The organism is Bifidobacterium sp. ESL0763, assembly GCF_029433395.1.
Taxonomy (GTDB): Bacteria; Actinomycetota; Actinomycetes; order Actinomycetales; family Bifidobacteriaceae; genus Bifidobacterium.
Genome location: NZ_JAQTHW010000002.1, coordinates 1648771 through 1669852, shown reverse-complemented (window position 1 = coordinate 1669852; position 21082 = coordinate 1648771). Strand labels below are relative to the sequence as shown.

Here is a 21082-nt window from a genome sequence, read left to right as displayed (position 1 = left end):
AGAGTAGCCCGCCGCCGCATCACACTCCAGGAAGGACCCCATGGTCGAGCCTTACGGCTCCCATGGGGTCCTTCGCACACCCAGGAGACACCCCGCACACCCGCATGTCCCGGGAGGGACCCCGACCGGACCCCCACGCGCCTCGGCGGATACGTCCTTCCGCGAAAGAGGGAGACCCACACACGTCAGGCGGCCGTCAAGCGCGGCGACGGCTTCATGGTCGCCCGGCATCGCGCTCCCGAGATGGATGAGTAACCGGGAAAGAATCGGCTTTCTTCAAGGGTGCCCACGACGTTGACCGCCGTGGGCACCCTTTCGCATGCGCTTGTGGTTTCGTATGCTCTCCGATGCACTCCAGGTATGTGCCAGCGTGCTTCAGCGTGTTCTGAACCGGTAGACGCAAAGGGCAAAGAACGGCAGGGGCGGCAAGCGGCGAACGGGCTTGTGGAAGGAGCTTGCGACGGTATGCCGCTGGCGTATGGTGGGCTCGCCTCGGCGCTGGCCCGTATGATGGAAATGACTGAATAAATGACTGAAGACATCGCTCAAGGAGGAATGGATGAGATACGGTGAATTGGGCACGTCGGGCGTGAAGGCCTCGCGGCTGGCGCTTGGCGTGATGAGAATGGCCTTGAAAAGCGAGGCCGAGGCGGAGACCGTCGTCAGGACGGCCCTGGACGGCGGCGTGAACTTCTTCGACACCGCCGACAGTTACGAGGGCGGCGAGAGCAGCCGTCGGTTCGGGCAGGCACTGCGAGGGCTCAAGGTCGACCGCGGCTCGGTCTATGTGCAGACCAAGTTCGGCATCTTCAAAGGCACCGACGGCAAGATTACCCGGTACGACTTCTCCAAGGACCACCTGCTCGCCGCGCTCGACGGTGAGCTGCGCAACCTGGGGACGGACTATGTGGACTTCGTCCTGCTGCACCGGCCGGACACCCTGGTGGAGCTCGACGGGTTGGCCGAGGCATTCAACGAGCTGCAGAACAGCGGCAAGGTGCGGCATTTCGGCGTCAGCAACGTCAATCCCTCGCAGGTCGAGATGCTGCAGAGCGCCCTCGACCAGAAGCTCGAGGTCAACCAGCTGCAGTTCGGGCTGGGGCACACGGGCATGGTGCAGCAGGAGTTCCACGTCAACATGGCCGATGCGCCGAGCCTTGACCATGACGGCGGACTGATCAGCTATTCGCGGCTGCGGCACATGACCATCCAGGCGTGGAGCCCCTTCCAGTACGGCTTCTTCGAGGGCGTGTTCATCGACAACCCGAAGTTCCCCGAGCTCAACGAGGCCCTGCAGCGCGTGGCCGACGCGCACGGCGTGACCAAGAACGCGATCGCCGTGGCGTGGATCCTGCGGCACCCCGCGCGCATGCAAGTTCTGCTGGGGTCGATGACGCCGAGCCGTCTCAATGAGATGATGGCCGGAGCCGACGTGGAGCTGGGCGCGCAGGAATGGTACGACCTCTACGTGGCCGCCGGCAACGACCTGCCGTAAGGTGTTCATGCTTCATAAGTGAACCTTGGTGGTCGCATCCAAGCTACAAACCCATGATGAGGAAACGCTTTGTCATGGGTTTGTAGCTTTCGGTCTTGTTCATGCCGCAAACACACGATAAGGAACTCCTTCATCATGGGTTTGTAGCCTGGATGGTCGATTTGGCTACATACCATGTGAATAGCAAGCGAGACGAATGTCGTAACGGCATAAGACGCCGTAAGCCCGCGTTGGTAGGGTGGAGGTGTGCACTACTTCACCCCGAAACGCTGCGCCAGCTCGCGCAAGATCATCTACCACGACAAGGCCCAGGCCGAGCGCGCCGCCCGGCAGGGTCTTATCGAGCGCGGGGCCGAGCTGTGGGTCTACCGGTGCGAATACTGCGGCGGATGGCATCTGACGCACCACGATCCCAAAGAGGAACATCTGTTGCGTGGCATGGGTGCACAGGCCACGCGACAAGGAAAGCCACGCTCGCGCAAGCGTGGCTTCAAACCGAGGCGGCGCTAGCGGCGTAACGATGGTGGACATGGCTAAGATGTGGGATAATACTTGGACGGCGTTGTCTGGTGATTCGCGGTGTCATGTGGACGCTGACGGAATTCGGACGCGGAGGTCGCGGAAATGCAGACATATCAAGGCAAAGAGGACCTGAAAAGCACAATTCGAAAGGCATACGGCAAGTACATCGCGGAGTTCGACGAGATCCCGGAGGCGTTGAAAGACAAACGGTGCGAGGATGTCGATCGGACACCCGCGGAAAACCTTGCGTACCAAGTCGGATGGACCACCCTGCTTCTGCAATGGGAGCGCGACGAGCGTGCGGGGCGGCAGGTGCGCACGCCATCCGACCGATACGCATGGAATCAGCTGGGCGACCTGTATCGTTGGTTCACGGACACGTATGCGGGGCTGCCATTGCGGGAGCTTAGAGAGAGGCTTGAAGCCAACGTGGCCGACATTCTTACCATGATTGACACTATGTCGGAAGATGAGGTTTTCAATACGCATCAACGGCGATGGGCGGATGAGGCCACTAAAACGGCTGTATGGCCGGTGTGGAAGTTCATACACATCAACACTGTTGCACCTTTCAAAACGTTCAGGACAACAATCAGGAAATGGAAAAAGGACGTTTTGTGATGTTCGGTAAGCATGGCGACATTGGTTGTGGGGTACCGTCGCCATTGGAATGGATGATTTGACGCGCTGAAAGTCGGAGAGAGTGCGCGTTCGCGTGAGGATGCGGCCTCATATATACGCTAATGCCTCTGAGGCGCTTGAATTTCGGCGTTTCGGAGGCATTCGTATAGCGTCGGTGTATTGATGCGGCTCAGCGGTCGAAGCGGAAATGCTGGTCCTCGGCCACGGGCGTGACGGAGCGGCTGAAGACGCCGCGGTCGACGGCGTTGTTGGCGATCTGGTCGCTGAAGGCGTCGACGGGGCGGTCGGTGTTGCGCAGGTCGTAGTACTGGTGCACGGTGCCGTCGAAGGCGTCGAGGCCGTGGAGCAGCTGCGCGTCGTCGGCGGGGTAGAAGTCGGTGAAGAACTGGTCGTCGCGCTCCATGCGGGGCTTCAGCGCGGGCGCCTGATCGGGCTTACCGATGGCGAGGCCCAGCACCGGGTAGGTGAACTCCGGCAGGTGCAGCGTGGCGATGAGCTTGCGCGGGTCGTTCAGCACCGAGCCGAGGATCACGCAGCCCAGGCCGAGCGAATAGGCGGCCGTCTCCATGGCGTGCAGGGCGAGCACGGCGTCGTTCTGCGCCTGCGAGAAGCGGTAGCTGGAGTTCAGGGTGAACTCGTCGGCGTGCACGTCGACGCCCTTACGCGTGGCGATGGCGGCGTTGCGGTGCTCGTCGGCGACGAAGATGTAGAGCAGCGGAGCCTCGGCGATGTAGGTTTGGTGGCCGATCTCGGCGATGGCCTGCTTGATGGCCGGATCCTCGACGCGGATGGCGGACCAGTCCTGCAGGTACTGGCTGGAGGCGGCGTGCTGCGCCACCACTTCGAGCGTGGCGACAGTCTGGCTGTCGACGGCCTCGGGCTTGAACTTGCGGATCGAGCGGCGGTTCAGCGGGGTCTCGATGGTTTCGTTGGTGCGCAGGTCTTCGCGCGCGGGCGCGGTTTCGGTATGTTCTGTCATGGTTCCATTCTCTCAACAAGGGGTGGAAGAGGCGGCGCGGTTTTCCGCTGTGGGTAATGAGACCGGGGTGTCGCGAACGTCTAGTTAGTTATGTTTGCTTGGTTTTCGAGCATTTGCGAGACGGTTATGTATATTCACACGCACAGGTGCATGTTCATGTTCATGTATGTCTGGCGAGGTGACGATGGACTCGGTACTCAGAGCTCGGCCTTGCCCTCGCGCCAGTAGCCCATGAACGAGATATGGGCCTTCGCAACGGCGAATTCATTGACCAGGAGCCGGCGGGCGCTGCGTACGAGCGTCGCCTCGCCCGCCAGCCAGCAGTACGTGGTGGCGGGATTGAAGGGCGGAGCCGGGCGGCTGAATATGCGTTTGTTTTGATTGGATATGCGTTTGATTGGGTCGATTGTGCGCGCAGGCTGTTCGGATGTTTCGGGATGCGCGGTATCGGTGCCGGTGATGACGGTGACGGTATCGGTGTCATTGATTCCGGCGGGGTCACCTGCGGCAGCGGAATCGTGCGGATTGTCGATGGCGGTATGGCTGCACCATGCGCTGAGCGCGGTCAGCAGGCGCGCGCCGCGTGGGGCGTCGTCGCGCGCGACCCAATGGATTGCGCTGCCTTGCGGGCCGGAGAGCCGTAGGAAATCGCCGGTGCGGGGCACTTCGATGAAGGCGTCGACACGGCCCGTCCATGAGTCGCGCGCAAGGCCTTCGAGGATGGCGGCGATGGCGGGTGTGGCGGTCTCGTCACCGACGAGCAGGGTCGGAGCAGTGCGCGACTGGTCGCGAAGAAGGCCGGATTCGCCGTCGGGTTCCATGCGATCGGGATGGAAATCGATGCCGAGGGCCGAGTCCGTTGAGTGGGCGTTGGGGCCGATGAGGACGGCGGCATCTCCCGGTCGGCAGGTGGCGGCGAAGGTGCCGGCCGGGCCGGCGTCGTCGTGCAGCACGAAGTCGACGGTCACCTCGCGGGAGGCCTGGTCGACCGCGCGCACGGTGTAGGTGCGGAAGACGTTGCGGCGTCCGGGCGGCAGCGCACGCCACTGATCCCACCAGCCGCCATGCGCGATGGAGGCGGGGTCGAAGAGTAGTGGATCGGCCCAGGGTTGCCGGGAATGCCAGGTCTCGGGGTGGGTGAGCGTCATCGGCAGCATCACCTTGATGCGCTGGTCATAGCCGTCGGTGCCGAAGTGGCCGAGCTCGCTGCCGGCGAAGACGATGCGCATGAAGTGGGGCGATAGCCGGCGCTTGCGGGCCACACTGACCAGGTATGGCTGGAACGCCGGTGGTTCCATTGGCAGGTCTGCAGCGGATTGTTCGGCGGTCTCATCGGCGATGTTGATGTCATTGGCGGCGTCAACGTCCGGCGATGTTTGGGCGGGCACGGAATCTTCTTGCTGCGGGTCCGATGTCGATGCCGTCGAAGTTGTGGCGTTTGCGGGGGATGGTTCCGAATGGTCTGCCGGTTCATGGTGACGGACAATGTGGCATGCGGTGTTCGCCGTTTCATTGGCCGATGACGGCTTGACGGCTGACATTTCTTGCGATTTGGTCCGATGATCGGTCATGATGCCTTCCGTGCATATGCCTCGCGCTGGGCCTTGAGCGAGTGAGTGGCGGCGGGGACCATGATCGGCAGGCCGGTGCCGGGGTCGGTGGTGACGCTGGCGTTGAGGCCGAACACGTCGTGGAGCAGCGATTCGGTGACGACCTCGCCCGGGGTGCCTTGCGCGGCGATCCGGCCGTGGTCGATGGCGACCATCCAGTCGGCGTAGCGCGCGGCGAGGCTCAGGTCGTGCAAGACCATCACCACGGTGACGCCCTCGCTGGCGTTCAGGTAGCTCAGCAGGTCAAGCACCTCGATCTGGTAGGCGATATCGAGGTAGGTGGTAGGCTCGTCGAGCAGCAGGATGTCCGTCTCCTGGGCCAGCGCCAGGGCGATCCAGGCGCGTTGCCGCTGGCCGCCGGAGACCTCGTCGAGCGAGCGGTCCGCGAGGCCGGCCAGGCCCGTGGCGTTGAGCGCGTGCGCGACCGCCTGTTCGTCGTCGGTGTTCCAGCCGCCGCGCAGTCCGTGGTAGGGGTAGCGGCCGCGGGTGATGAGGTCGGCGATGGTGATGCCCTCCGGCGCGGTGGGGCTCTGCGGCAGCAGTCCGACCTTGGTGGCCACCTCGCGGGTGGGCAGGGTGTTGATGGATTTGCCGTCGAGGATGACCGACCCGTGCGTCGGTTTCAGCAGGCGCGCCAACGCCTTGAGCACAGTGGACTTGCCGCAGCCGTTCGGGCCGATGATGGCACCGACCTGATGGGCGGGGACGGTCAGCGAGAAATCCGGCACGACCTCGTGGCCGTCGTAGGCCAGTGCGATATGCCGGGCCTCGAAGGCGTGGGGCAGATGCTGGTGGTCGGCGTCGTGACTGGTGAGCGTCGTCATATCAAACCTTCTTGCCGCGGGCCATGCGAATCATGAGTATCACCAGAATAGGCCCTCCGATCAGACTGGTGACCACGCCGACCGGCACATGCGCCTGCGGCAGATGCTGTGCGACGATGTCGGAGGCCAACACGAGGCAGGCGCCGACGATTCCCGCGCGGCCGATGGCCGGTTTGCCGGGGCCCGCCAGACGCGCGGCGATGGGGCCGGAGAGGAAGGCGACGAATGCGATGGGACCGCTGGTGGCGGTGGCGGCCGAAAGCAGGACGACGGCCAGCAGCATCGCCGCGATCTGCGTGCGTGCGACGCGCACTCCCAGGCCGGTGGCCAGCTTCGGGCCGAAACGCAGCATGTCGACGTGCGGGTTGAGCGCGGTCAACGCCAGCCCCGCCACGATGACGACCACGGCGATGGGCGCGACCTGTGGCCATGCGGCGTCGGCGAGCGAGCCGGTGAGCCAGCGCTGCGCCGACTGCATGTCCCACTGGTCGGCGCGGATGAGGATCCACGAGCTCACCGCGTTGAGCGCCGCGGCCAGTCCGATGCCCATGAGGATGAGCTTGCCGATGCTCGGAGTGCCGCCCTCCCAGGCCAACGCGATGACCAGGGCGGCCGTGGCCAGTCCGCCGATCAGGGCGAAGGCCGAGAGCCTCAGGCCGGAAAGGCCGAGGACGACGATGCCGAAGGCGGCCGCGGTGTTGGCGCCGGCGGTGATGCCGATGATGTCGGGGCTGGCCATGATGTTGCGCAGGATGTGCTGGAACGTCGCGCCTGCGAGGCCGAACGCCAGGCCGCACAAGGCTCCGACGGCCACGCGTGGCGCTCGCAGCTCGGCGATGACGAAGCTCAGTCCGGGCACCGGGTCGCCGCCGGCGAGCTTGGCCTCGGCGACCGAGACGATGTCAGAGAACGAATAGAGCTCGTGGCCGAAGGCGAGGTCGACGTAGGCAAGCGCGACCAGCAAGACCAAGAGCAACGTGGTGACTGCTGCGGAACGCAGATGTTCGCGGCGGCGGGAGCGGCGCAGGCGGATGGCGATGAGTGCTTCGTCGTCGGAAACCGTTGCTGTGATGGCGGCCTGCGATGTGGTGTCGGCGATGCTGCGAACCGGAAATTGCGAGGACGCGTGCGCGACCGGCGACGATGCCGAAGACGATGGTGACGAGGGTTTCGCCATGTCACACCTCGCTTACTTTGCGACGTCGGATCAGCGCGAGGAAGACCGGGGCGCCGATGATGGCGGTGACGATGCCGACCTCCACGTCGGCGGGGCGGGTGATGACGCGACCGAGTACGTCGGCTGCGAGCAGCAGCACCGGGCCCAGCAACGCGCTCAGCGGCATGATGCGGCGGTAATCCGAACCGACGATGAGCCGTGCGGCATGCGGGATGACCAGTCCGACGAAACCGATCGGACCGGCCAGCGCCGTCGCGCCGGAGCAGAGCAGGACCGCGCCCGTCCATGCCACGAGGCGGACAAGCCCGAGTCTCGCCCCCAGCCCGGCCGCCAGCTCGTCGCCGAGCGCCAACGCGTTGAGCGCGGGGGCCACGGCGAACGCGACGACGGCCCCCACGGCCAACAGCGGCAGGATCGGCAGCATCAGGCCGAAGCGGGCCCCGGAGATGCCGCCGACCTGCCAGAAGCGATAGGTGGCCATGGTCTGCGTGCGCGGCAGCAGCACGGCGCTGGTCAGCGAACTGAGCACGGCGCTCAGCACCGCGCCGGCGAGGGTGAGTTTGAGCGGGGTGGCGCCGAAATGGCCGATGGAGCCGATGAGCCAGACCAGGCCCGCCGTGACGGCCGAGCCGAGCAGCGCCACCCAGACGTAGGCGGCAGGCGTGGAAAGATCGAAAAACGCGATCGACAGGACGATGGCGAACGCGGCGCCGGTGTTGAGGCCGAGCAGCGACGGGTCGGCCAGCGGGTTGCGCGAGACGCCCTGCATCAGCGCTCCGGCCAGCGCCAGGGCCACGCCGATGAGGATGCCGAGCACCGTGCGCGGCAGGCGGGTGCGCACCGCCGTGGCCGCGATGTCGGAGGCGTCGGAGGTCAGGGCGCGTGCCACGTCGGCCGGGGTGACGATGCGTGAGCCGAACATGACCGAGAGCAGCGACAGCGCGAGGAGGGCGATGATCAGCAGCGCGTACAGTGCCGGTGTGCCGAGCCTGTGCGTGCCGTGGGCATGAGTGTCGGCCGGCTGCATGGCAGCCGAATGTGCAGGCTGCGCAGACGTCTGTGCGTGGTCACTCATCGTGCTTCCCTCCTCTCGCTGTCGGGTCCGTTGCCGGGTCTGTTGGTGGTCGTCCTGCTAGAAACAAGACAATCCCGCTAGTTTTCGGCTGTTTTGGCTGTCCAAAACGTACGAAAACTAGCAGGATACCGATGCTGGGTCACTGCACCTTGGCGGCGGCGTCGGCCAGCAGCTTGGCGTACTGCGCGTCTGTCTGCTGGATCGACAGGGCGCTCGGGTCCAGTGCGTTGGCCATCTCGGAATCGTTGTCGACGACCACCACCGAGCCGCGCTTGACGGCCGGGATCTTGGAGAGCAGCGGGTCCTTCTGCATCGCGGCGAGCAAGTCGGGCGTGCCGTAGGTGACGATGACGTCGACGTCCTTGAACTGGTCGGCGTTCTCGGCCGAGACGTCCTTGTAGAACTTCGTGGTGCCGCGCGAGAGCTTGGCCACGGAGGCCGGGGTCTTCAGGCCGAGGTCGTTCAGCAGCTGCGGGCGCACGTCGGTGGTGGTGTAGACGCTGAAGCTGGAGAGCTTGGAGGCATCGAAGCTCATCACCGCGCCGGTCTTGCCATTCAGCTGCGGGTATTGCGCGGCGTCGGACTTGAGCTGCGACTCGAGCGAGGCGACGAGCTTGTCGCCCTTGTCGGGCTCGCCCAGGGCCTGCGCGGTCGTGCGGATCATGCCGCGCCACGGGTCGCCCCACGAGACTTTCTGGTAGGCGACGGTCGGTGCGATCTCGCTGAGCTTCTGGTATTCGCCGCGGGTCATCCCGGACTGCATGCCGAGGATGAGGTCGGGCTTGGCGGCGGCGATGGCCTCCACGTCCACGCCGTCGGACTCGTCGTGCAGCTGCGGCATGTCGGCGGGTTTCACGCCGACCTTCTGCAGCGCGGAGTAGGTCCAGGGCAGGAAGCCGCCGTGCGTGGTCTTGCCGAAGGTGTTCTTCTGGATGCTCACCGGGGTGACGCCCAGGGCGATGAGGTTGTCCGGCGTGCCCCAGCCCACGGTCGCCACGCGCGTCGGCTTGGACTTGATGGTCGTGGTGCCGTAGACGTGCTTGATGGTGACGGGGAAACCCTGGGTTTTGGCGGATTTGCCGGCGCTCGCGGACTGCGACTGCTCCGCGCCCTTGCCGGCGCTGCCCGACGTTCCGCACGCGGCGAGGGCGCCCAACGAGGCGACGGCGACGAGCGCGGCGGTGGCGCGGACGAGCGTGTGGCCGAGCCGGTGTGGCGATGATGATGTGAGTGACATGGTTTCTCCTCGGTTGGCTGGCATGATTTCGGCGCCGATCGCCGAAGCAACGTTGTTGAAAGCCAATCTAACAGTGAAACCACAGGATAAAAAGACTTGTTTTTTCATCGTTTTGTGCTAATCGAGGCTCGTGGAGACGTTATGTGGGCCAGGTCACATTATGGCGATGGATGCGGGGTGTGGATAATGGATGGACGGATGCCGGATGATGAATAAACGGCGGGAATGCCGAATGGCTATTGGGTGGCGTCGCATGGATGGCGCGCGGATATCGGATGGGTAGATAAGTAAACGGCGGGCGGATGCCACATGGATGGTGGATAAACGACGAACGGATAATGGGATGAATGCCGATGAAACAGTGATTGGGCAACCGAAAGAATGGCAGTCGGCGTCGGCCGCGTGCCCTCCCTCGCCTGGCAGAAGCTATGGCCTACTTGGCGTTGCGGCGGTTGCGGCGGCGGGTCACCAGCGCGTTGGAGCCGCGCGTGCCCAGCGTGGAGATCACCGAGCCGAACGCCGCCGAGGCCGCGGCGAAGATGACGCTGGCCACCAGTCCCTGCTGCTCGGCTTCCTCGGCGCCACCGGACCTGGGTCCCTTGCCCGCCGAACGCCCGCCGGCGACCAAGCTGTCCCAGACGGACTTGAACGCCTTGCCGGCCACCGCGCCCAGCAGGGTGGGGAACGCGAACTTGAAGATCTTGTCGCCCAGGGTGTCCGGGTCTTGCAAACGGTTCTGGCGCATGGCTTCCACTTTCCTGTCTACGCGATGCAGGGTCTCGACGATGCGGTCCGCCGAGGCCGAAGCAGTTGACGCGGGCGAAGAGGCTGACGATGCCGACGTCGCGGACGGCGAAACCGACGGAGATGCGGGCTCGGAGCCGGAGGGCGAGGTCGCCAAAGCGGAGGCCTCGGCCTTCTCGGCCTCCCGGACCGCCGTCTTGCTGTGTCGTGCGTGCATATCTCCATGATAGGCGCTGGCGCCGGCCGCTGCCCGGTTCTTCGCGCCTGGCGGTGCCATCTCGGCGCGCTCCGCTCCGCTGCCCGAGTTACAGTAATGGCATGAGTGATTATCTTACTTCGGGCGAAGGTGCCTCGAATCCCGGCTATCTCGTGCTGCTGCGCCATGGGCAGACGGCGTGGAGCGTCACCGGGCAATATACAGGACGTACGGATGTGCCGCTCAACGTCGAGGGCAGGCGGCAGGCGTTGGACGGCGGCGACCGGCTGCGCAAGGCATTCCCGAACGGTTTCGGGCACGGCCACGTCTTCTGCAGTCCGCTGCACCGCGCCGCCGAGACCGCGCAGCTGGCAGGCTATTCCGATTTCGAGAGACTCGACGACCTGATGGAGTGGGACTACGGCCCCGCAGAAGGCCACAGGCGCGAGGAGGTCAGCGCCGCGCTGGGCCACGAGTGGTGCGTGTGGGACGAGGGACCGGAGAAGCTGCCCGCCTCACTGAAAGGCGACTGGACCTGCACCATCGACGAGGGCAGGACGGTCAACGTCCACAACGGCGACGGCGAGACCGTCGAACAGGCCGCGGCCCGCGCCAGGCGCGTCATCGACAAGGTAGAGCCGTTGATTCTCGCCGGCCACAACGTCCTGTTCGTCGCCCATGCCCACATCCTGCGCATCGTCACCTCGCAATGGCTGGGCGTCGACCCGCGCGAGGGGCGCCTGCTGCGTTTCGACACCGCGCACTATTCGGTGCTGGGCTACTACAAGAACGACCGCGTCATCGAGCACTGGAACGACTGAGGCTGGATTTCCGGGTTGCGTATACTAACGCTGCTCGTTAGTATAGTGACATGGAGATAGATTTAAGAAAACTCGAGCGTTTCTGGAGGGAGGGCGTTTACCCTCGCGGGTATCCGATGGGACTCGCCAGACCGTTGATGCGCAAGTTGCAGATGCTCAATGCGGCATGCGCGTTGCATGATCTGATGGTGCCGCCGGGAAACCATCTGGAACGCTTGCGTGGTGATCTGGATGGGTTCTGGAGCATTCGGGTCAATCAGCAGTATCGTCTCGTATTCCGTTGGGACGATCGGGAACAGGAGGCGCGTGATGTCTATTTCGATGACTACCACCGCTAGCACATTCGTGAGCACGCCGGGAGAAATCCTGCGCGAGGAGTTTTTGGAACCACTGAAAATCAGCGCCTACAAGCTGGCGCATGCCATGCATGTCAGTGAGACCGCCGTCGGCGAGATCCTGCATGGCAAGCGAAGCATCACCGTGCCCATGGCGCATCGACTGGGGTTCGCGTTGGGCACGACCGCCGATTTCTGGCTCACCCTTCAGATGGATTATGACGAGAGGACCTTCGACGATTCCGGCATCAGGCAAGAGGTCAAAAGACTGGTCGCCTAGGCGGTTGCGGCTCGGTTTAGGCGCTTGAGCCGCTCACTCGTCGAGGAGCAGCCAGGCGCTCGCGTCCCGGGGGAGCCGGCCGTCGGCGTCGAGCTCGGCCGAGGCGAGCAGCACCGAACCCTTGGGCAGCGCGACCGGAACGGAACCGAAATTGGTGACGCTGGCGAAGGTGGCCGGCGAGCCGTCGGGGTCGAGGGCCGGGCGCGTGTAGGCGATCACGTCGTGGCCCATGCCCAGCCAGTCGAAGCTCGTGTAGTCGCCGGTGGCGGTCAGCAGTTTGGCGCGTTGGCGCAGCGCCGTGCGGTAGAGGCTGAGCATCGAGGAGCCGTCAGCCGATTCCCGGTCGGCCGCGAAATCCTTGAACCATAGGGGCTGCGGCAGGTGCGGGTCGGCGCTCGCGCTGCCCTCGGCCTTGCGTGCCGGTGAGAAACCGAAGGACTCGCCCTGCCCGAAGTCCATGTTCCAATCGGCCGGCTGCGGCTCGTCGGAGGTGACCCATGGCAACGGCACCCGGCATCCGTCGCGGCCCTTGTCGGCGAAGTTGCGGCTGGTGCGCGAGGCGGTCGGGTCCTCGAGCCGGTCCCAGGGGATGTCGGCGACCTCGAAGAGGCCGAGCTCCTCGCCCTGGTAGACGTAGACGGATCCGGGCAGTCCCATCTCCATCAGCACGGCGGCGCGGGCGCGGCGCGTGCCCAGCGTCCGGTCCTCGTAATAGCTCTTGCCGTCGCGCAGGATCCAGTCCTTGGCGATACGGTGCTTGCCGCGCGCGGGCACTTGCGGCAGCGCGTAGCGGGTGGCGCTGCGCGGGATGTCATGGTTGTTCATCACCCACGTCGAGGTCGAGCCGCCGCTGCGTTCCGCGCTTTCCAACCCATCCTCGATGGCGGCGCGCATCCGCCCGGCGTCCCAGTCGGCCTTCGCGAGCTCGAAGTTGAACACCTGCCCGAGCTCATCAGGCGAGGCGTAGAGGTGCTGGTGCTCCGGCACCACCCAGGCCTCGCCGACCGCGAAGCGCGGCGGGTCGTATTCGTCGAAGATCGCGCGCCATTCCTTGTATATCTCGTGCACCTCGGGCCTGTCCCACATGGGGTTGCGCCCGTCGTGGTTGCTCTGGTCCTGCACGGTGTACTCGCGCCCGAGCTCCCCGAGCGGCCGGCTGTCGAAGTCCTTGGCCAGCCCGTGCGCCACGTCGATGCGGAACCCGTCGGTGCCGTGGTCGCTCCAGAAGCGCAGCGTGCGGTCGAACTCCTCGCGCACGTCCGGGTTCTTCCAGTTGAGGTCGGGCTGCTCGGCGGCGAAGATATGGAAATACCATTGGCCGTCGTCGACGCGCTGCCAGGCTGGGCCGCCGAAGAGCGACTGCCAGTCGTTGGGCGGCAGCTCGCCATGCTCGCCGCGTCCCTCGCGGAAGATATAGCGGTCGCGCGCCGCCGAGCCACGCCCGGCCTCGAGCGCCTCGCGGAAGAAGCGGTGGCGGTCGGAGGTGTGGTTGGGCACGATGTCGACGATCACCTTGAGGCCGGCTTTGTGCGCCGCGGCGACCATCCGGTCGAAGTCGTCCATGGTGCCCAGGCGCGGGTCCACGTCGCGGTAGTCGATCACGTCGTAGCCGCCGTCGGCCAGCTCGGAGGGGTAGAACGGCGAGAGCCAGATCGCGTCGACGCCCAGCGCCTGCAGGTACGGCATCTTCTCGGTGACGCCCGCGATGTCGCCGATGCCGTCGCCGTCGGTGTCTTTGAAGCTGCGCGGGTAGACCTGGTAGACGACGGCCTGCTTCCACCAATCGTCGCGCGTGTTGTTGGCGGTCATCGGCGTCCTCCTCAGCGAAAAACATGGAATCCGGCGTGGTCGGGCCGGCCATGTCGGGTTATGTTGAGTCTACCTCAAACGCGATTATGCGCCGTGTGCGTAGTCCGCCGCCAGCCTGCGGACGGTTCCCAGCCAGTTCCCAACGTCGCCCGATAGACTGGTACGCATATTCGTTAGGTATTCGCCGTGGGGCGATCGATGAAAGAGGTATGGCATGGCTGCTGAAGATACACGCGGGGCGAAGGACATCAAGGACGACGAGGCGTACCTGGACTACCGCCCGGAAGGCGATGGCGCTGGCGTCGAGATCGACGGCGTGCCCAACGCGCGCGGCATCGGCGGCTACCCGACCGCGGACGGCCACACGGTGCGCGACGGCCTCTTCTTCCGCACCGCCGGCCTCAACTTCCTGGGCGAGCACGGCGTCGACGATCTGCACCGGCTGGGCGTCAAGGAGGTCGTCGACCTGCGCGACCCGCTCGAGATCGAGGAGTGGCCCTACACCCTGCCCGACGACATCCACGTCGACCGGGTGCCGCTGCTGAAAACCGATCCCTCCGCCGACGGCGACCTCAAGGAGATGACCGCGAAGGGCATCGACATGGCCGAGATGTACCACGACATCGTCTTCGGCTCGGCCGAGCAGATTGTGCTCATCCTGCGCAAGCTGCTCACCGACGACGGTCACCCGATGCTCATCCACTGCACCGCGGGCAAGGACCGCACCGGCATCACCTCCGGCATCCTGATGAGCTTGCTCGGCGTCAGCGACGACATGGTCGTCTCCTGCTACGCCCAGTCCGGCGACAACCTCGGCGCCGCGTTCAAGAAGGCCATCATGGCGGGCCTGGTGGGCGACGGTGACGGCGTCGGCCAGATCTCGGCGGCCCAGACCGCCATGCTCGCCTCGCCGCCGGAGCTGATGCGCACGGTGCTCGCGGGCATCAAGAAGGAGTACGGCTCGGTGGAGCGCTACTGCCTGTGCAACGGCATGGACGCCAGCGAGGTCGAGGCGCTGCGAGCGATGTTCCTGCGCTGACCGCGCGTTGGCGGTTTCGTGGTTTCGTGGTTTTGTCGGCCGTCCGTCATCGCTTTGCCTCATTGGCGCCAGTTCGCGGCCACGGTTTCGCGGACAGCCATATATGGCCTGGGTGACTGAGATATGGCCGACTGAGACGTAGGCGACGGCGAACGCCAGACCGATATTGACGGCGACACCTGCCTTTTCGGGCATATGTTGCCGTCATTTGTATCAGCGGGCATGTTTCCGTTTCCGTTGCATTCGCCATGTGGTCGGGGATCGGAGCGGACCTGCCCGAACGGTTCCGAAGGGATGCCGGTAGCTCCGCCAACCCCGCCGAAAGGCCTGTTTTCGCGCGGCTTGGCCCCTGCCCGCGATGCCGCGAGCCCACGGGGTCCGCAGCGGCGGATAACACGATGTGACGGGAATCCGGTCGAGCGGATGCGAGGGCGCGGATATAACTGTCTCATTGGGCTGATAATTGATGCGTGTCGGCCACCGTGGGGATAAACTGGAAGCGACGTATGCGCCTGGGGCCGCGATGGCCTCGGCCGCGCCATCCGCGTCAACGTGGCACATGCTGCGGATGGGTGCGGGCAAACCGTCGGCCGTGCGCGAAAGCGCGGGGCGAACGGGCGGATTGCAGGCGCGTGGTTTGTCGATGTGAAAGGTAAACAATGGCGGAAGCAACAGCAAACATCGGAGTTGTCGGCCTGGCGGCCATGGGGTCGAATCTCGCGCGGAATCTCGCGCATCATGGCAATACCGTGGCTCTGTACAATCGTCACTACGAGCGTACCGAGAAGCTGATGAAGGAGCATGGCGACGAAGGCCAGTTCGTGCCCACCAAGACCGTTGACGAGTTCGTGGCCTCGCTCAAGAAGCCGCGTACGGCCATCATCCTGGTCAAGGCCGGGGCCCCGACCGACGCCATGATCCAGGCGCTCGCGGATGCGATGGACGAGGGCGACATCATCGTCGACGGCGGCAATTCCTACTTCAAGGACACCATCCGCCGCGAGAAGGCCATCCGCGCCCGCGGCCTGCACTATGTGGGCTGTGGCGTCTCCGGCGGCGAGGAGGGCGCGCTGAACGGCCCGTCCCTGATGCCCGGCGGCACCGATGAGTCCTGGAAGACCCTCGGCCCCATCCTCAAGACCATCGCCGCGCAGGCGGAGGGCGAGCCCTGCGTCACGCATATCGGCGAGAACGGCGCCGGCCACTTCGTCAAGATGGTGCACAACGGCATCGAGTACGCCGACATGCAGCTCATCGCCGAAAGCTACGACCTGATGCGCCGTGGCATGGGCATGACCCCTGACGAGATCGGCGATGTGTTCACCGAGTGGAACAAGACCGAGCTCGACTCCTACCTGATCGAGATCACCGCGGACCTGCTGCATGAGAAGGACAAGAAGACCGGCAAGCCGCTGGTCGACGTCATTCTCGACCACGCGGGCATGAAGGGCACCGGCACCTGGACGGTCGAGACCGCCCTCGAGACGGGCACCCCGGTCACCGCCATCGCCGAGGGCGTCTTCGCGCGTGGCCTCTCCAGCCAGACCGAGGTGCGTGACGAGGCCGCCAAGCAGAACCTCACCGGCCCCAGCGGCAAGCTCGAGTTCGCCTCCGACGACGAGCGCAAGGCCTTCATCGAGGACATTCGCCAGGCGCTCTACGCCTCCAAGATCGTCTCCTACGCCCAGGGCTTCGAGGAGATCAGCGACGGCGCCAAGCAGTACGACTGGAAGATCGACCTCGCGGCCGTGGCGCGCATCTGGCGTGGCGGCTGCATCATCCGCGCTCAGTTCCTCAACGTCGTCTCCGACGCGTTCGAGTCCGGCGCGGCCAACGTCTCGCTGCTCTTCGCGCCGTACTTCAAGACCGCCGTCGAGAAGGCGCAGGATTCCTGGCGTCGCGTGGTGGCCAAGGCCGCGCTCTGCGGCGTGCCCGCGCCGGTCTTCTCGACCTCGCTTTCCTACTACGACGGCCTGCGTTCCAAGCGCCTGCCCGCCACGATCATCCAGGCCCAGCGTGACTTCTTCGGCGCCCACACCTATGGCCGCGTCGACGAGCCCGGCACCTTCCACACCCTCTGGGCGCAGGAAGACCGCCCCGAGGAGAAGATGAGCGACTGAGCGTTCGTGCTGATGTTCGACTAAGCCTCGTGTGAGTCTCGTCTGAGGCTTATGCGAAGGCTTGCGGGCGCACGTTCATGCGTGCGTCCGGAAACGAGAAAATCCTACCGAAATCATTGGTTCCGGTAGGATTTTTCGTATCGTATTGGAGTGTTGGCGGCGATGGTACCAGTGTTGGGTGCTGGTGGCCGTGCCGAGCGCCGGTAACGGTATCGAATGGTTGAAGGCGTCGTGTGCCGGAGACGATTCCGGACGCCGGCGATGGTGCCGAACGTCGGCGCCGTGGCCGCGTTCCAGCCGGTATGCGCTAGAGCTTCGCCACCGTTTCCGGGGTGGTCATCCAGACGAACTCATCGGTGCCGGTCGCGAAGCTGGCGGGGTAGGCAGGGTTGTCCGGGCGCGCGAAAACGGCGGCGGTGGCGTCGGCCTTGCCGGCCCCGCAGGTGAGCATCCAGGTACGGCGGCTGCGGCCGAGCATCGGCGCGGTCATCGACAGGCGCAGTGGCGGCATCTTGGGCGAATGCGTCACGCCGGTGACCAAGTGTGCCGGATCGATGATGTCGATCCCGCTGTGGCCGGGGAAAAGCGAGCCGAAGTGACCGTCGGGGCCCATGCCAAGGACGAGCAGGTCCATCACCGGCTCGTCGCCGAGTTCGCGCCTGAGCGTCCGCTCATAGTCGGCCGCGGCCTTTGCGACCAGCGCCTTGTCCTCCTCGTCGCTGGCGTTGGCAATCTGTTCGGGCGTGCGCGGGTCGGTGGCCATCTCGTGGATGTTGGTTTCGGGCAGTCGTCCGTCGGCGACCAGCTTGCCGAGGAATCGTTGCCGGGCCTGCCACGAGCTGCGTTCCTCGTCGGTGGGGGCCACGAAGCGGTCGTCACCCCACCAGAAGTACACGCGGCTCCAGTCGATGGCGTCGACGAGCGGGTTCGAGGTCATATAGCTCATCGCCCGCAGGATGTCGGTGCCGCCGGTCAGCGCCACGTCGTAGCGCGTTCGGGCGGGCTTGCCGGATTCGTCGCGTTCGCTCTGCGCGTCCAGGATGGCGAGCAGCATGCGTTGCGCCGCCGCCTGCGACACGGTTTCCGCGTCCTTGTACACTTCCAGCGTTCGATTCGCCATTATCCTCTTCCTTTGAGCAGATCTATGGGGGCTATCCCTACACCACATACTAGGAGATTGTTTCCGCACCAGTGTATCCGAGTTCCAGTGAAGAAACCGCATCTAGCCCCGGCCAAGATGCGCTTTCTCCACCAGCATCCGGCTATCGGTGAAGAAACCGCACCTGAGTGCCGCCTAGGTGCGTTTTCTTCACTGGCAGCCGGGGTACCTATGCGTACTTGTGTGGAAACCGCACCTGAGCGCCGCCCAAACCCGTTTCTTCACCGATACTTGATTGTTGGTGAAGAAACAGTATCTGAGCGTCGTCAGGAACCTGTTTCTTCACCGGCTACCTAATAAGAGTGAAGGAACCGCATCTTGATGCCTCTAAGATGCGGTTCCTTCACTGGGAGGATGAGCTGGGCTAGGTCACAGATTGGGCAGGGTTCACGGGTCGCTATTGCCCAGCCGCCGTCTCAGCCGAGCAGGTCCCAGCCCCTGGTGATGACGTCGGCGTAGACCTCGTCCGGGTCGATGCGGCGCAGCTCCTCGCTCAGGCAGTCCTCGAGCGAACGCAGCGGCATGGCCACGCGTTGCGGCGCCTGGCCCGGCTGGCTGATGACGGCCTCGCGAGAATCCGGGCGCTCCATGGCGATCGTGCCGTCCGAACGCTTGAGGTAGACGCCGGTGATCGCCTCGGCGCCGGTGACATAGCCCAGCTCCACCGGCACGTTGAGCTTCAGAGCCAGCCAGGCCGCGAGCAGTTTCATCGGCAGGTAGTTGGGCTGGCCGGTCACCTTGACGCTTTCGATCGGCAGGTGCGGCGGCTGGTCGACGGTGGTGGCGAGCATCGCGCGCCAGGTGGTCACGCGCGTCCACGAGAAGTCGACGTCCTTCGGGCTCCAGTTGGAGCGCAGCTTGGCGAAGGTGCCCTTCGGATCGTCCGCACGCAGCGCGTCGGTGATTCGGCTGCCGGCCATCGCGCCGAGCGGGTCCTTGGAAGGGTTGGCGGGCGGATTGGTCGGCCACCAGGTGACCACCGGGGCGTCCGGCACGAGCAGCGGCATCACGAGGGTGTCGGTGTGCTGGCACAGGCCGTGGCGCGGGCGCAGGATGATGACCTCGCCGGCGCCGGCGTCCGCGCCGAAGCGCACCTGGGCGTCGAGGTCGGTCTCGTCGGTTCCGGGGTCGACGTCGATGCAGGCCTCGGGCTGGGCTGTGGCGTCGCCGGGTTGGGGCGCCGGGCAGGTGGTCTCGCGCGTCTCGGGCACGATGGCGATGACGCGGCACGGATGCTCGCGCCCCGCGAAGTTGGCGATCTTCAGCGCGTTCTCGAGTTCCTTCTCGTCGGTGGAGATGATCAGCGTGAGCACGCGGTCGTTGCCGGCCTCGCCGCGCTTCTGGTGCAGCTCCTCGATCTTGCGCGCGATGGCGCTGGTCTGGGTATCGGGCATTTTGATGATCATGGCATCCTCCAATGGCGTCCATCACGCGCGAGCATCTCGTCGGCTTCCTTCGGGCCCCAGGTGCCGGAACGGTAGAGTTGCGGCTGGCCGAGCGTGGCCCAGTATTCCTCGATCGGGTCGAGGATCTTCCAGCTCAGGTCGACCTCCTTGGTGGTCGGGAAGAGCGGCGGATCGCCCAGGAGCACGTCGAGGATCAGGCGCTCGTAGGCCTCGGGCGAGTTCTCGGTGAACGAACGGCCGTAGCTGAAGTCCATCGACACGTCGCGCACCTCCATCGCGGTGGCGCCGGGCACCTTCGCGCCGAAGCGCATGGTGACGCCCTCGTTGGGCTGCACGCGGATGACGATGGCGTTGTTGCCGAGCTCGCGCACGGCGGTCTGCTCGAAGGGCAGGTGCGGGGCGCGCTTGAAGACGATGGCGATCTCGGTGACGCGCTTGGCCAGGCGCTTGCCGGTGCGCAGGTAGAACGGCACTCCGGCCCAACGGCGCGTATCCACGTCAAGGCGGATGGCGGCGTAGGTCTCGGTGGTGCTGGACTGGTCGATGCCCTTTTCGCCCAGGTATCCGCTGACCTCCTCGGAGCCCTGCCAGCCAGGGCCGTACTGGCCGCGGGCAGTGTTGTGGGCGAGGTCCTCGGGCAGGCGCACCGCGGAGAGCACCTTGGTCTTCTCGGCCGTCAGGTCGCCGGCGGCGAAGCTCACCGGCTCCTCCATTGCGGTCAGGGCCATCAGCTGCAGCAGGTGGTTCTGGATGACGTCGCGCGCGGCGCCGATGCCGTCGTAGTAGCCGGCGCGGCCGCCGATGCCCATGTCCTCGGCCATGGTGATCTGCACGTGGTCGACGTAGTTCGAGTTCCATACCGGCTCGAACATGGAGTTGGCGAAGCGCAGCGCCAGGATGTTCTGTACGGTCTCCTTGCCGAGGTAGTGGTCGATGCGGAAGACCGAGCTCGGCTCGAAGACGCCGGAGACGACGCGGTCGAGTTCCTTGGCGCTCTCGAGGTTGTGGCCGAACGGCTTCTCGATGATCACGCGGCGCCAGGCGTTCTCGCTGGACTTGGAGAGCCCGGAGTCGGCCAGCTGCTTGGAGACGACGGGGAACGCGCTCGGCGGCACCGACATGTAGAAGGCGTGGTTGCCGCGGGTGCCGCGGTCGCGGTCGAGTTCCTTCACCGTCTTGCTCAGGCGTTCGAAGGCGGCCTTGTCGTCGAAGGTGCCGGTGACGAAGCGCATGCCCTTGGCGAGGTTCGTCCAGGTCGATTCGCGGAACGGCGTGCGGCAGCGGGCCTTCACGCACTCGCGCACGAAGTTGGCGAATTGCTCGTTGCTCCAGTCGCGTCGGCCGAAGCCGGTCAGCCCGAAGCTCGGTGGCAGCAGACCGCGGTTGGCCAGGTCGTAGATGGCCGGCAGCAGTTTCTTTTTCGACAGGTCGCCGGTGACGCCGAAAATCACGAGGCTACAGGGGCCCGCGATGCGCGGCAGCCGTAGGTCTCGCGGGTCGCGCAGGGGGTTCGCCCAGGAAGTTTGTTCACTCATGGTTCCCATACTAGCCGGACGGGTTATCCGTGGTGTGGTCGCCGTGCGTCAGGTGAACACGATGTCGCGTGGTTCAC

The 21082-nt window shown here is 65.3% G+C and carries 19 protein-coding genes; 8 read left to right on the top strand and 11 right to left on the bottom strand.

Annotated features, from left to right (window positions below; translation table 11 throughout):
• Positions 1-559: 559 nt before the first annotated feature.
• The 3 genes from PT282_RS07500 (at position 560) to PT282_RS07490 (ending at position 2638) form a co-directional block, all read left to right on the top strand.
• Positions 560-1495 (top strand): aldo/keto reductase family oxidoreductase, encoded by a 936-nt coding sequence (locus PT282_RS07500; protein WP_277168900.1) that lies wholly within the window; start codon positions 560-562, stop codon positions 1493-1495.
• A gap of 246 nt (positions 1496-1741) precedes the next feature.
• Positions 1742-2005, top strand: coding sequence for a hypothetical protein (locus PT282_RS07495; RefSeq protein ID WP_277168899.1), 264 nt, complete (start codon positions 1742-1744; stop codon positions 2003-2005).
• 114 nt (positions 2006-2119) lie between these two features.
• Positions 2120-2638, top strand: coding sequence for a ClbS/DfsB family four-helix bundle protein (locus PT282_RS07490; protein WP_277168898.1), 519 nt, complete (start codon positions 2120-2122; stop codon positions 2636-2638).
• Positions 2639-2828: 190 nt separating this feature from the next.
• Here the strand turns inward: PT282_RS07490 and PT282_RS07485 are convergent, their stop codons facing one another.
• The 7 genes from PT282_RS07485 to PT282_RS07455 all read right to left on the bottom strand — a co-directional run bounded on the left by PT282_RS07485 (position 2829) and on the right by PT282_RS07455 (position 10522).
• Complete coding sequence (locus tag PT282_RS07485) at positions 2829-3599, bottom strand: nitroreductase family protein (RefSeq protein WP_277168988.1); 771 nt, start codon at positions 3597-3599, stop codon at positions 2829-2831.
• Positions 3600-3835: 236 nt separating this feature from the next.
• A complete protein-coding gene (locus tag PT282_RS07480; RefSeq protein ID WP_277168897.1) occupies positions 3836-5026 on the bottom strand; it encodes a siderophore-interacting protein in 1191 nt (396 codons plus the stop codon).
• A gap of 179 nt (positions 5027-5205) precedes the next feature.
• Complete coding sequence (locus tag PT282_RS07475) at positions 5206-6072, bottom strand: ABC transporter ATP-binding protein (RefSeq protein WP_277168896.1); 867 nt, start codon at positions 6070-6072, stop codon at positions 5206-5208.
• Position 6073: 1 nt separating this feature from the next.
• Positions 6074-7249 (bottom strand): iron chelate uptake ABC transporter family permease subunit, encoded by a 1176-nt coding sequence (locus PT282_RS07470; RefSeq protein ID WP_277168895.1) that lies wholly within the window; start codon positions 7247-7249, stop codon positions 6074-6076.
• 1 nt (position 7250) lies between these two features.
• Entirely contained in the window at positions 7251-8324 is a 1074-nt protein-coding gene (locus PT282_RS07465) for an iron ABC transporter permease (RefSeq protein ID WP_277168894.1), read from the bottom strand.
• A gap of 139 nt (positions 8325-8463) precedes the next feature.
• A complete protein-coding gene (locus PT282_RS07460) occupies positions 8464-9561 on the bottom strand; it encodes an iron-siderophore ABC transporter substrate-binding protein (RefSeq protein WP_277168893.1) in 1098 nt (365 codons plus the stop codon).
• A 433-nt stretch (positions 9562-9994) separates the two neighbouring features.
• Positions 9995-10522, bottom strand: coding sequence for a DUF4235 domain-containing protein (locus tag PT282_RS07455; protein ID WP_374114154.1), 528 nt, complete (start codon positions 10520-10522; stop codon positions 9995-9997).
• A gap of 101 nt (positions 10523-10623) precedes the next feature.
• Here PT282_RS07455 and PT282_RS07450 point away from each other — a divergent pair, with 101 nt between their 5' ends.
• The 3 genes from PT282_RS07450 to PT282_RS07440 are packed head-to-tail and all read left to right on the top strand — an operon-like array spanning position 10624 to position 11937.
• Positions 10624-11322, top strand: a complete 699-nt coding sequence (locus tag PT282_RS07450; RefSeq protein WP_277168892.1) for a histidine phosphatase family protein — start codon at positions 10624-10626, stop codon at positions 11320-11322.
• Between the two features lie 50 nt (positions 11323-11372).
• Entirely contained in the window at positions 11373-11660 is a 288-nt protein-coding gene (locus tag PT282_RS07445; RefSeq protein WP_277168891.1) for a type II toxin-antitoxin system RelE/ParE family toxin, read from the top strand.
• Entirely contained in the window at positions 11632-11937 is a 306-nt protein-coding gene (locus tag PT282_RS07440; RefSeq protein ID WP_277168890.1) for a HigA family addiction module antitoxin, read from the top strand. The genes PT282_RS07445 and PT282_RS07440 overlap by 29 nt, the downstream gene beginning before the upstream one ends.
• 33 nt (positions 11938-11970) lie before the next feature.
• Here PT282_RS07440 and PT282_RS07435 read toward each other — a convergent pair whose 3' ends face one another.
• Positions 11971-13746, bottom strand: a complete 1776-nt coding sequence (locus PT282_RS07435) for a glycoside hydrolase family 13 protein (protein ID WP_277168889.1) — start codon at positions 13744-13746, stop codon at positions 11971-11973.
• A 214-nt stretch (positions 13747-13960) separates the two neighbouring features.
• On the opposite strand from PT282_RS07435, the gene PT282_RS07430 reads away from it, so the two are divergent.
• Positions 13961-14785, top strand: coding sequence for a tyrosine-protein phosphatase (locus PT282_RS07430; RefSeq protein ID WP_277168888.1), 825 nt, complete (start codon positions 13961-13963; stop codon positions 14783-14785).
• A 659-nt stretch (positions 14786-15444) separates the two neighbouring features.
• Positions 15445-16905, top strand: a complete 1461-nt coding sequence (gene gndA / locus PT282_RS07425) for an NADP-dependent phosphogluconate dehydrogenase (RefSeq protein ID WP_277168887.1) — start codon at positions 15445-15447, stop codon at positions 16903-16905.
• Between the two features lie 307 nt (positions 16906-17212).
• Here gndA and pgl read toward each other — a convergent pair whose 3' ends face one another.
• From pgl to zwf, 3 genes are all read right to left on the bottom strand, one after another.
• Positions 17213-18025, bottom strand: a complete 813-nt coding sequence (gene pgl, locus PT282_RS07420; protein WP_277168886.1) for a 6-phosphogluconolactonase — start codon at positions 18023-18025, stop codon at positions 17213-17215.
• Positions 18026-18480: 455 nt separating this feature from the next.
• Entirely contained in the window at positions 18481-19470 is a 990-nt protein-coding gene (locus PT282_RS07415) for a glucose-6-phosphate dehydrogenase assembly protein OpcA (RefSeq protein WP_277168885.1), read from the bottom strand.
• Positions 19467-21005: a glucose-6-phosphate dehydrogenase gene (gene zwf / locus PT282_RS07410; protein WP_277168884.1), complete on the bottom strand. Its 1539-nt coding sequence runs from the start codon at positions 21003-21005 to the stop codon at positions 19467-19469. The genes PT282_RS07415 and zwf overlap by 4 nt, the downstream gene beginning before the upstream one ends.
• Between the last annotated feature and the right edge of the window lie 77 nt (positions 21006-21082).